The organism is Streptomyces sp. 1331.2 (assembly GCF_900199205.1).
GTDB lineage: Bacteria > Actinomycetota > Actinomycetes > Streptomycetales > Streptomycetaceae > Kitasatospora.
This window is the reverse complement of the sequence record NZ_OBMJ01000003.1, coordinates 183,305-194,648: the sequence shown is the minus strand read 5'-3', so window position 1 is coordinate 194,648 and position 11,344 is coordinate 183,305. Positions and strand designations below refer to the sequence as shown.

Genomic DNA, 11,344 nt, shown 5'->3' with positions numbered 1-11,344 from the left:
CGCGCTGGCCGTGAACTGGGGGCCCTGGGGCGAGACCGGGGTCGCCACCGGCTTCGCGGAGCGCGGCTACCGGACCATTCCCACCGCGGAAGGATTCGAGGCCCTGGGGGCGCTCCTGACCCACGGCCGTGTACGCACCGGCGTGATCCCGGGCCCGCCGGACACCTGGATCCCCCCGGCCGGGCGGGCGTCCTCGCTGTTCGCCCTCCTCACGCCCGAGGCGCCCGGCACCCCCGTACAGGCGCCCGGGCAGGATGCGGCGCGCGACATCCGGGACGAGCTGCGGGCCGCGGAACCCGGCCTCGCCCGCCGCACGGTCCTTGAGGACTACCTGGCCGGACACATCCGCACCGTGCTCCGGCTGGGGGCCAGCACCCTGGACCCGCAGACCCCGCTGAACGCGCTCGGGTTCGACTCCCTGCTCCGCATCGAACTGCGCACCCGCCTGGAGGCCTCCCTCGGCGTCAGGCTCGCCGGCGACTTCGTCGCGGGCCACCCCACGCTGGCAGCTCTCGCCGACGGCCTCGCGCAGCACATCGGCATCAGCCTGACCGCCGACGCCCCACCGGATCCCCCCGGCGGGGCCGAGCCCCTGGCCGCGGACCTCATCGCTCCCCGCTCGCGGCGGTCGGCCCTGCCGCCGGACGTTGCCGCCGGCACCGAACCGCAGAGGAGGAACCCATGAGCTCACTCCGGGCCGCCGGCGCCACGCCACTGCCGGACCGCGAAGCACGGGATCCCGGCCCTGCCGGGAGAGGGAACCAGGGGACGGCCATGACCTCCGCAGACTCGCCACGCTCGGACCCGCACGACACGCAGGGACGGCGCATCACCATGTTCGTCCTGCCGGAGGCCCACTGCGTGGGACCCGTGCGCCGTGCCGTGAACGCCATTCTCAGCCACTGGGACATAGCGCACCTCACCGACGACGCCGAACTCCTGACCTCCGAGCTCCTGACGAACGCAATCCGTTACACCGACAGCGAGCACCTGATCAGGGTGACCATCGCGCGCGACCAGCGGTGGCTTTCGATCGGCATCCGGGACCGCTCGGCGATTGTTCCCCGGGCGCACCGGGCGCCCGCCTCCCAGGAAGGCGGGCGCGGGCTGCTCCTGGTGGAGAGCATCGCCGGCTCGTGGGGGTACCGTTTCCACCTCGACGGAACCAAGACGGTTTCCTGCCGATTGCCGCTGTGAGGCCGCGCGCCGCCCCGGACCCCGCCCGCCGTGTCCGCCGCACCGACGGTCCGGCACCGGTCCGCGCGGCGCGCGATTCGCGCGTCCTTCGATCGGCAATTCCCGCGCCGCTCGGCGGACCCCGAGAAGTATGCGGGATATTGCGGAGCCGGGGTGGAATTCCCGGTCGGGACAGCGGTAAACCCGCTCCCTGAAATTGCCCACGACATATCCGTAAAGAAACGTTTCCGCTCCTTGAGCCGTTCGGTCGCATGCTGTATTTTTCGACCATGCCCGGCGGCCGCCGTTAATTCAAGGCGCTTTGCGGCGGCGAAATTCCGACAAACTTGGGGTCGTGATGCTGAGTGCAGAGGAATACCGAGAGATTTGCGCCATGCGCCACCAGGGCTGGTCCATCTCGGCGATCGCCCGGTGCATGGGCCGTGACCGCAAGACGGTCAGGGCCTACCTCACCGGGGAGCGGACCGTAGGGGTCCGGGCGGAGACCCGTGACGAGTTCCTGCAGTTCGTCTCGTACTGCCGGCAGCGCCTCGACGACGATCCGCACCTGCAGGCGAGGATGCTCCACGGCGAGATCGTCGAGCTGGGCTACGACCGCGCCTACTCGACCTTCACCCGCGCCCTGCGCAGGCATCTGATGTGGCCGCGCTGCGGACCGCGCCACCGCGGGAGGGCCAGCCCCGGCGGAGGCCCCCTGGAAGACGTGCAGTTCGACTGGGTACAGCTCCCGGCCCCACCGGTCGAATGGGACTGCGGGCAGGAGATGTACCTGCTCATGGGCTCGCTCACGCGATCCGGCCACTGGCGGGCCGCCCTGGCCGGCACCGGCGACCTCCCGCACTGCGTGGAAGCCCTGGACCAGGTGCTGCGCCGCCTCGGCGGCACCGGCGAGCGCTGGTCATTCGACCGGACCGCGCCGGTCTGCTCGACGGCCGGCAAGGTGATCGCCGTCTTCCACGAGATCGCGATCCACTACGGAGCCACCATCGCGATCCGTCCGCGGACGGGAGCGCCCGACCCCGTCGTCCGCGCCCACCGCTCCGTCGTCCGCCACTGGTGGGACACCGCGGCCGGCGAACCCGGCGTGCAGGCGGCCCAGGACAGCCTCGACCGCCTGACCGAGCGCTCGGGCAGCCGGAACCGGCCGGCGGGCTGCCGCACCCGAGCCCTGCTGCCCCTGCCCCCGAAGCCGTTCCCGGCGCGCATCTGCGTCCAGCGCAGGGTCGACCCCCGCGGACTCGTGTCGTTCGAGGGCAACTTCTACCTGCTCCCCGCGGGGCTCGTCGGCAACGAGGTGAGGATCCGCCGACGGCTGGACGAACCCCACCTGTCCGTCACCACCACCCGCGGGGCGGTCATCGCCTGCTTCCGCAGGGCACCGAGGGGGGCGGGCCGGACGGTCGCCGAGCACGACGGCCCGATCGCCCTGGAACGGCCCGGCCGGACGTCCGGCGCCGGGGCGCGAGCCCGCAGGACACCGTGTCCGTCGAATCCGCACCCGAGGACCGCTCCGTGAGCATCGGACCGAGCACCAGCGCGCTGCTCTCGACCACCGGCCGCACCCACAGGCAGGACGTCACAGCGTCCTACGCGGCCCTGGCCCAGGCCTGTGCGGCCACCGGCGACGACGCCCGGCACGCCGAGCTGGTCAGCGACCACCCCCACGACGTCTGGTCGCTGCCCGCCTCGCGCGCGATCGCCCTGGTGCACACGGGGCAGGACGAGGCATGGGCGCTGGTACGGGGCGCGGAGCTGCTGGAACAGCACCAGGTGGCCGTCGTCACCCCGTACTACGGCGGCGTGCGCACGGCCGCCGGCCGGGCCGTCACCTTCTGGCACGACCCCGGGAAACGGCGTCGGGACGCGTCGCTGAGCGCCCGGGTGACCGCCGCGGTGCACCGGATCCATCCCGGGTCCGCGCTGTGGTTGGAGGACCACGACCCGTTCGCCGGCCTGCTGGACGGCCTGGACGACACCCCGCTGAGCGAGTCCGCTCGCCGGTTCCTGTTCGAGTGCACCGCCTGGCTGCAGGCGGAGTGGGCGGGCATCGACTGGCCGACCCCGCCCACCGTCATCCTCGGCGCCCGACGACTCGCCCGCTGCCACGACGGCGGGACGCACCCGCGGCTGGCGCTGCGCAGACCGCTGTGGCGCGGCCACCGGGAGTGGGACCTGGTCGCCGCGCGCTGGAGCAACGAGCTGCTGCGCGGCCGCCGCGACGACTTGCAGGCCTACCACCGCACCTACACCGCGCACGGCCGCACCGGCGCCGCGATGCCCTGCGAGCACATCGGCGCGTGGTCGGGCTACCAGGTCGTGCGGGACGTCGTCGTGCTCACCGCCGTGATGGACACCGTGCGCCGCGCCCGCCTCGACTCCCGGACCCGCGACCTGGCGGTCCACCAGGTGGCGTGCCTGCGCGGCGCCCGGCCGGCTCCGTGGGACTGGGGGAAGCGGTGATGGCGGCAGCGGTCGGCGTCCGCCGCGGGCTGTGCGGTGATCGTGTCCCGGTCCGCCGCCGTGTGGGGCCGGTCAGTAGCCGCCGGAGTAGCCGCCGCTCTGCGCGGTGGTCGGCGACGCGGCCTGTCCGGTGGTGCCCGGCGCCTTCTTCCCCTCGGGCGTGCTCGCGAACCAGGTGCCGCCGACGCCCTGGCCGTTGGTCTGCCCCGCGGCGGTGTCCCCGGCGAAGCGGTAGAGCGGCCAGCCGTTGAGGGTGACCTGCTTCGTGCCGTCCGGCCGGGTCACACTGCCGACCAGGGCGGAGTCGACCCCGCTGACCTGCACCGCGTCCTGGGCGGTGAGCGGCGGCCACTTCGCGGCGCAGGCGTCGGTGCAGGTGCTCGCGGACGGCTTGGCGGTGTCCTTGTCGAAGCGGTACAGGGTCCGGCCGGTGGCGTCGGTGACGACCGGCCCGAGCGTGGCCGACTTCACGGCCACGAGCCGGACCCCGCCGGTGCCGCCGGTGGCCGGGGCTGACGACGTGGCGGCCGCGGCCGGAGGGGTGGCGGCGGACGTGGCCGCGCTCCCGCCGGACCCGCCGGCCGTGTCCGGCCCGCAGGCGGTGGCGGCGAGTGCCAGCACGGTGATCCCGGTGGCGGCGAGCATCCGGCGCGCGGCGAAGGCCGGAACGGTGAACGCGGGCATGACGAACTCCCCCTGGAGAGCGGTCGGTTGACGATCCGGGCGGTGTTCGCCCGGGCACCCTCCACACGAGTCCCGGACGGGAACGGTTCAACGCCGGCGACAAATATTTCTCGCCCGGGCCCCGCTCCGAGCCGTGCCCGCCTCCGAACAGCGGGCTTCGTATCCGTCGTGTATCGGGGAGCGCTTGATCGGGCATCGATGCCGTCGTCGCGGCGGCGGTGTCCGATCTCTGCGGTATCGTCCGTTCTCGTTCCGTCCCCGTCCCCGTCCCCGTCCCTGTTCCCTGCCGCCGCCCGCAACCGATCGAACGAGGAGCGTGCCGCCCGTGTCCGAGCCCCGTCCGGTCCGCGTGCTGCTGGTCGAGGACGACGAGCTGATGCGGCACTCGTTCACCGTCGCGCTCGAACGGTACGGGTACGAGATGACGGCCGCGGCCGACGGGCTCACCGGGCTGGAGCTGTTCCGCGACGGCGGCTTCGACCTGCTGATCCTGGACGTGATGCTGCCCGGCCTCGACGGGATCGGGCTCTGCCGCAGGGTGCGGGAGTCCAGCCTGGTGCCCGTGCTGATGATGTCCGCGCGCGGTGACGGGCTGGACGTCGTCGCCGGGCTGGAGGCCGGGGCGGACGACTACGTGGTCAAACCCGTCGACACCTTCGTGCTCGTCGCGCGGATCCGCTCGCTGCTGCGGCGGGCGACGTACGCGCCGCACCCGGGGTCGGAACCAGGGCCGGAACCAGGGGCGGAAGCGGGTCCGGGACCGGCCGCCGCCCCGGCGGAGGACGTCCTCACCTTCGGGGACCTCGTCATCGACACCGCCGGCATGGAGGTCTCCGTCGCCGGCAAGCCCGTGGCGCTGACCCCGACGGAACTGAAGGTGCTCCTCGAATTCGCCGCCCGCCCGGGCGTCGTGCTGGAACGGCACACCCTGCTGCGCGACGTCTGGGACTACGGCTGGGACGGGGACAGCCGGGTCGTCGACCTGTGCGTGCAGCGGCTGCGCCGCAAGCTGGGCCGCGACCGGATCGAGACGGTCCGCGGCTTCGGCTACAAGCTCAGGCGCTGAGCCCGGTGCGAGCCCTTCGCCGCCGCACGCCCCGGAGCCGTACCTCCCTGCGCTGGAAGATCGCCGCCCTGGCCGCCCTCACCGCCTGCCTGGTCGCCGCGGCCGTCGGCGTGCTGGTGCACCTGTGGACCGCGCAGGACATCCGCAGCCGCGCCGAGGCCCAGGCGTTCAACACGGTCTACTCGGCCATGGACGTCTACCGCCGCACCGGCGCGCTCGCGGACGGCGCCGAGCTCGACCCGCCCGGACTGCCCGCCGCCCTGCGCGCCCCGGCCGACGACGACCGGCACACGGCCTACGATCCCGCCGTCCACGGGAACCTCGGGCCGAGCGTCTGGGGCGCCCAGCGCACCGCCGGGCCGGGCAGCCCGGTGCTCGCCGTCCGGATCAACACGAACCCCGAACTGCACACCCTGAGCCGCCTCGACGTGACCGTGACGGTGGCCTCGCTGGTCGCCCTCGCGGCCGCCGTGCCCCTGGCGGTGTACGGGGCCGGCCTGCTCGGCCGCCGGCTGCGGCGCGTCTCCGAGACCGCGGGCCGGATCTCCGCCGGGGACCTCGACGCCCGCACCGGGCCGACCAAGGGCCGCGACGAGGTCGCCGACATCGCCGCCGCCGTCGACCTCATGGCCGACAGCCTCGGCCGGCGCCTGGGCATCGAGCGGCAGTTCACCGCGGACGTGGCCCACGAACTGCGCACCCCCGTCGGTGGCCTGGTCGCCGCCGTCGACCTGCTGCCGCCCGGCGAGACGGAGGACCTGCTCCGCGCCCGCGTGCGCGACCTGCGCGGCTTGGTCGAGGACCTGCTGGAGATCTCCCGCCTCGACGCCGGCGCCGAACAGCCGGTCCGCGCCCGGGTACCGCTCGGCGCGGTCGTCGCGGAGGCGGTCGCGCGCACCGGCCACGACGCCGAGGTGACGGTCGAAGGGGAGACGACGGGGGAAGACGAGGGCACCGTCCACGTGGAGACCGACCCGCGCCGGCTGGAACGCATCGTCGGAAACCTCGTCGTCAACGCCCACCGCCACGGCGCCGCCCCGGTCAGCGTCACCGTCGGCCTCGCCGGACGGACGGTCGTCGTGCGCGACCACGGCCCCGGCTTCCCGGCCGACCTGCTGCGCCACGGCCCGCGCCGCTTCCACACGGGCGCCCGGGAGCGCGGCGCGGGCCACGGCCTCGGTCTGACCATCGCGTTCGGCCAGGCCCGGCTGCTCGGCGCCGAACTGCGCCTGGACAACGCCCCGGACGGCGGCGCCGTCGCCACCCTCTCCCTGCCGCCGGACTGACGGCCGCCGTCCGGCGGCGGACACCGCGGCGGCCCGCGAACGACGCCGCGCGCGCAGAACCGATACGAACCGGAGCGCCGGCCGATACACCGCGGCCCGGGCCCCCGATACCTTCCCCGACAGCCTTCGACGTGCAGCCCCCGAGCCCCGCACCGAGAAGGAGCCCCCGTGACCCTCGACCCCCTGGCCCGAGCGCCGCCCCCGGGATCGCCGCCGCCACCACCGACCTGACGAAGGTCTACGGCGCCCACGACACCCGCGTCACCGCCCTGGACGGGGTGAGCGTCGGCTTCCGGGAGGGCGAGTTCACCGCGATCATGGGCCCGTCCGGCTGCGGCAAGTCCACCCTGCTGCACTGCCTCGCCGGGCTGGACACGCCCACCTCCGGCTCGGTGCGCATCGGCACCACCGAGCTCGGCACGCTGGACGACCGGCAGCTCACCCGGCTGCGCCGGGACCGGATCGGCTTCGTCTTCCAGGCGTTCAACCTCCTGCCCACCCTCACCGCGCTGGAGAACGTCACCCTGCCGCTGGCCATCGCAGGGCGCGGCCCCGACCAGCGCTGGCTGGACCGCGTGCTCGCCATGGTCGGCCTCGCCGAACGCCTGCACCACCGGCCCGCCGAGCTGTCCGGCGGGCAGCAGCAGCGCGTCGCCGTCGCCCGCGCCCTGGCCGGGCGGCCCGCGGTCGTCTTCGCCGACGAGCCCACCGGCAACCTCGACTCCCGCGCGGGGACGGAGGTCCTCGGCTTCCTGCGCGACTCCGTCCGCGAACTGGGCCAGACCGTGGTCATGGTCACCCACGACCCGGTCGCCGCCGCGTACGCCGACCGCGCGGTCTTCCTCTCCGACGGCCGCCTGGTGGACGAGCTGGTGCGCCCCACCCCGGAGCGGGTGCTGGACGTGATGCGCAGCTTCGACGCGCGCGCCGCCGCCCGCTGACCCCACCGGCTCCCCAGACCGACTCCCGACTTCCCAGGAAGACGCCCATGTTGAAAACGGCCCTGCGCAACGCTCTGGCCCACAAGGCCCGTCTGGCCATGACCGTGCTCGCGGTCTGCCTCGGCGTCGCGTTCGTGTCCGGCACCCTCGTGTTCGCGGACTCCACCGCCGCGGCCCACCGCGCCGCCGCCTCACGGAACTTCGCCGACATCGCGGTCACCGTGACGGCCAGGACACCCCCGCCGGGGGCCGCGGCGGGTCTGCAGCCCGACCCGCTCGACGACTCGCTCGCCCGGAAGCTGGCCGACCTCCCCGGCGTCGCCGCTGCCCGGCCGACCGCCGACGGCTCGGCCGTCCTGAACGCGGCCGACGGCACCCCGCTGCGGGTCGGTGCGCGCTCGGCGAACCAGGCCGCCGCCTACGTCCCCGGACGGGACGGCACCGACAGCCGCTACCCGCTGGCCGAGGGCCGCGCCCCGAAGGACGGCGACGAACTCGCCGTGGACCGCGGCACCGCCGCCGCCGGCCGGCTGAGGATCGGCGACCGGGTTACGCTCGCCACCGACGGGCCGGCCATGACCAAACGGCTCGTCGGCATCGTCACCACCACCGACACCCGGGTGACGGCCGGCGGCACCCTCGTCCTGTTCGACCGGGCGACCGCCCAACAGCTGTTCGCCACCCCGGGCCACTACACCGGCATCGACCTCGCCGCCGCGCCCGGCACCGACCCGTACGAGCTCGCCCGCCGGGTCGCCGCCGTCCTGCCCGCCGACCGCGCCGAGGCCACCACCGGTGCCGCCCAGGCCGCCCAACAGGCCATCCTGGTCGACACCCTGACCCGCGGCTACGAGAAGCTGCCACTGGTCTTCGCCGGAATCTCGCTGTTCATCGCCTCCTTCCTCATCGTCAACACCTTCACCATGCTGGTGGCCCGGCGCAGCCGGGAGATCGCTCTGCTGCGGGCGATCGGCGCCCAGCGCCGCCAGGTGGCGCGCTCCGTCCTCCTGGAAGCCCTGCTGGTCGGGCTCCTCGCATCCGCGGCCGGGTTCCTGCTCGGCCTCGCCATCGCGTCGGTGTTGCCCGACCTGCTCGGCGACGGGCTGCCCCGCGGCCCGCTGGTGATCGGCCCGGGGTCCGTCCTCGCGGCGCTCGCCGTTGGGGTCGGCGTCACCGTGCCCGCCGCGTGGCTGCCGTCCCGACGGGCGGCCCGGATCGCTCCCATCGAGGCCCTGCGGACGGCCGAACAGCCGCCGCCCGCACGCCGGTTGACGCTGCGCGCCGTGGCAGGCCTGGCCCTCGCCGTCCTCGGCGCCGTCCTCCTGGTCTCGCTGCGCGGTGCCAAGGACGCCTCGGAGGAGAACCTGCGCACCGCGATGCTCGCCCTCGCCGCCCTCGGCTGCGGCCTGATCGCGCTCGCGCCGGTGCTCGCCGCCCCGGTGATCCGCGCGTTCGGCGGGCTCACCGGCCGCCTCGGCGTCGCCGGGCGCCTCGCCCGCGACAATGCGCTGCGCGACCCGCGGCGCACCGCCGCGACCGCCGCCACCCTGCTGGTCAGCACCGCGCTCGTCACCGGGCTCGCCACTATCGGGAACTCCGCCGCGCGTGCCCTCGACCACCGGGCCGCGGCCGGGCTCCTCGCCGACTACGTGATCGGCTCCCGCTCCACCACGGACGGCATCGACCAGGCCGCCGTCCGGCGGGTGGCCGAGACCCCCGGGGTGCGGACGGCGAGCGCCGTCACGGACTCCACCATGATCACCGGCGGCACGGTCCTGCAGGTCGCGGGCATCGACCCCGGCGCGGTGGGCACCTCCGACACGGCGGGCACGGTGGTCCGGCTCCACCTGACCGGCGGCTCCCTCCAGGACCTCGGCCCGGGCCGGATCGCCGTCTCCGCCACCGTCGCCCGCGAGCACCACCTGAGCCCCGGCGACCGCCTCGACGCCCGGATCGGCCGCTCCTCGGACACCCGGCCGTACACCGTCGTGGGCGTCTACCAGGACGACCCGACCGCGCACGACGTGCTCGCCGCCCGCGCCGAGGTGGCACCCGACAGCCACCTGCCGGGCTCCGTCCAGCGGATCCTCGTCCGCACCGAAGCCGGCACCGGTGGCGGTGCCGACGCCGCCTCGCCGGCGATGCAGCAGCGCCTGCGCACCGCCGTCGGCAACAGCCCGCTGCTGAAGGTCCAGGACCGCGCCCAGCTCGTCCGCGAGGCCGCCGGCACCATGGGCGACCTGCTGGCCGTCCTGTACGGGATGCTCGCGGTCGGCGCCGTGATCGGCGCGCTCGGCATCGTCAACACCCTGGCCGTGTCGGTCGCGGAACGCACCCGCGAGATCGGCCTGCTGCGCGCCGTCGGCCTGGACCGCGCGGACGTCCGGCGGATGATCCGTCTGGAGGCGGTCACCGTCGCCGCCTTCGGCACCCTGCTCGGCCTGGCCGCCGGCCTGGCCGGCGCCTGGGCCGTCGGCCCGCTGGCCACCGGCGCGGTCGACCACTACACCCTGGCCCTGCCCTGGGGCACCCTGCTGCTGGCCTGCGCCGCATCCCTCGCCATCGCCGTCCTCGCCGCCACCGCCCCGGCCCGCCGCGCCGCCGCCCTCGACCCCCTGACGGCCACCGCGCAGACCTGACGGCCACCGCGCAGACCTGACGGCCACCGCGCAGACCTGAGCCGACCGGCTCGGGGTAGTGGAGATGATCTTCGTTGAGTAGGGTGAACCGCCGGATGGCGGGGGGCCGTCCGTACGCCGCCCCCGTGGATCCGTGCTTGACCGCCGACGCCTCCATGGAGTGTGGACAGATGCAACCGACGTTCGTACTGGTTCACGGAGCCTTCGCGAACTCCTTCTCCTTCGCGCCGCTGCAGGCCGAACTCGGCCTCCTCGGGCACCGGTCGGTGGCCGTCGACCTCCCGGGCACGGGTTCGCCGCCACCTACCCGGTGGCCTACCAGGCGCCGCAGGACCTCGCCGGACTCGCCACCACGCCCGGGGCCATCAAGGGCGTCACACTCGCCGACAACGCCGCGCACCTCATCGGGATCCTGGAGCGGGCCAAGCGCAACGGGCCCGTCATCCTCGTCTCGCACAGCCGCGGCGGCGTCACGGCCACCGCCGCGGCCAACCGGCGGCCCGACCTGATCGACCGCATCGTCTACGTCTCCTCCTGGTGCCCCGTCGACCTCGACGTCAGCGCCTACTACGCCGAGCCCGAGATGGCCACCGTCGACGCCACCGGGATGATGGCGGCCATGGTCGCCGACCCGGCCGAACTCGGCCTGCTGCGCTCCAACTTCCGTACCGCCGACCCCGGCGTCCTCGCGGCCTTCAAGGCGGCCTTCCTCGCCGACGGCACGGACGAGGAGCTCCTGGTCTTCCTCAACACCTTCCAGCCCGACGAGAACCTGGACGCCGGCGGGCCCGACGACCGGGCGCAGCGCGACAGTTGGGGGCGGATCCCCAAGTCGTACGTCCGGCTGACCGAGGACGCGGGCGTGCCGCTCGCCATGCAGGACCGGATGATCCGCGAGGGCGACGCGCTGACGCCGGAGAACCCGTACGACGTCCGTACGCTCACCGGCAGCCACCTCAAGTGGCTGGTCGACCCGGCACCGGCGGCCCGGGTCCTGGACGAGATCGCCGCCCTCCTGCCCGCCGCTTCCTGACCGGAGCCGGCCGAACGCCGCGCCGGGCCGTGACCTTC

General features: G+C 74.7%; 9 protein-coding genes and 2 pseudogenes. 10 read left to right on the top strand and 1 reads right to left on the bottom strand.

Features of this window, described 5'->3' with window-relative positions:
- Window positions 1-10 precede the first annotated feature (10 nt).
- The 4 genes from CRP52_RS40235 (at window position 11) to CRP52_RS36040 (ending at window position 3,657) form a co-directional block, all read left to right on the top strand.
- On the top strand, window positions 11-685 hold the full coding sequence (locus CRP52_RS40235) for an acyl carrier protein (RefSeq protein ID WP_257033249.1): 675 nt from the start codon (window positions 11-13) through the stop codon (window positions 683-685).
- An 89-nt stretch (window positions 686-774) separates the two neighbouring features.
- On the top strand, window positions 775-1,197 hold the full coding sequence (locus CRP52_RS36050; protein ID WP_179853155.1) for an ATP-binding protein: 423 nt from the start codon (window positions 775-777) through the stop codon (window positions 1,195-1,197).
- 373 nt (window positions 1,198-1,570) lie between these two features.
- The gene (locus tag CRP52_RS36045; RefSeq protein WP_097241056.1) at window positions 1,571-2,713 is read left to right on the top strand and encodes a Mu transposase domain-containing protein; all 1,143 of its coding nucleotides are present in this window, start codon (window positions 1,571-1,573) and stop codon (window positions 2,711-2,713) included.
- Window positions 2,710-3,657: a hypothetical protein gene (locus CRP52_RS36040; protein ID WP_143685927.1), complete on the top strand. Its 948-nt coding sequence runs from the start codon at window positions 2,710-2,712 to the stop codon at window positions 3,655-3,657. The genes CRP52_RS36045 and CRP52_RS36040 overlap by 4 nt, the downstream gene beginning before the upstream one ends.
- Window positions 3,658-3,729: 72 nt before the next feature.
- On the opposite strand, the gene CRP52_RS36035 is transcribed toward CRP52_RS36040, so the two are convergent.
- Window positions 3,730-4,341, bottom strand: coding sequence for a hypothetical protein (locus CRP52_RS36035; RefSeq protein ID WP_257033233.1), 612 nt, complete (start codon window positions 4,339-4,341; stop codon window positions 3,730-3,732).
- 376 nt (window positions 4,342-4,717) lie between these two features.
- Between CRP52_RS36035 and CRP52_RS36030 the strand changes: the two genes are divergently transcribed.
- The 6 genes and pseudogenes from CRP52_RS36030 to CRP52_RS36010 form a co-directional block, all read left to right on the top strand.
- Window positions 4,718-5,407: a response regulator transcription factor gene (locus CRP52_RS36030; protein WP_373560592.1), complete on the top strand. Its 690-nt coding sequence runs from the start codon at window positions 4,718-4,720 to the stop codon at window positions 5,405-5,407.
- Between the two features lie 5 nt (window positions 5,408-5,412).
- A complete protein-coding gene (locus tag CRP52_RS36025; RefSeq protein ID WP_257033232.1) occupies window positions 5,413-6,693 on the top strand; it encodes a sensor histidine kinase in 1,281 nt (426 codons plus the stop codon).
- A 206-nt stretch (window positions 6,694-6,899) separates the two neighbouring features.
- On the top strand, window positions 6,900-7,634 hold the full coding sequence (locus CRP52_RS36020) for an ABC transporter ATP-binding protein (RefSeq protein ID WP_218893229.1): 735 nt from the start codon (window positions 6,900-6,902) through the stop codon (window positions 7,632-7,634).
- Window positions 7,635-7,681: 47 nt separating this feature from the next.
- Entirely contained in the window at window positions 7,682-10,273 is a 2,592-nt protein-coding gene (locus CRP52_RS36015) for an ABC transporter permease (RefSeq protein WP_097241053.1), read from the top strand.
- A gap of 95 nt (window positions 10,274-10,368) precedes the next feature.
- Window positions 10,369-10,533 (top strand): annotated as a pseudogene (locus tag CRP52_RS41000) (hypothetical protein); the annotation flags it as partial.
- A pseudogene (locus tag CRP52_RS36010) lies at window positions 10,485-11,306 on the top strand (alpha/beta fold hydrolase); the annotation flags it as partial. The pseudogenes CRP52_RS41000 and CRP52_RS36010, both read left to right, overlap by 49 nt.
- Window positions 11,307-11,344 lie beyond the last annotated feature (38 nt).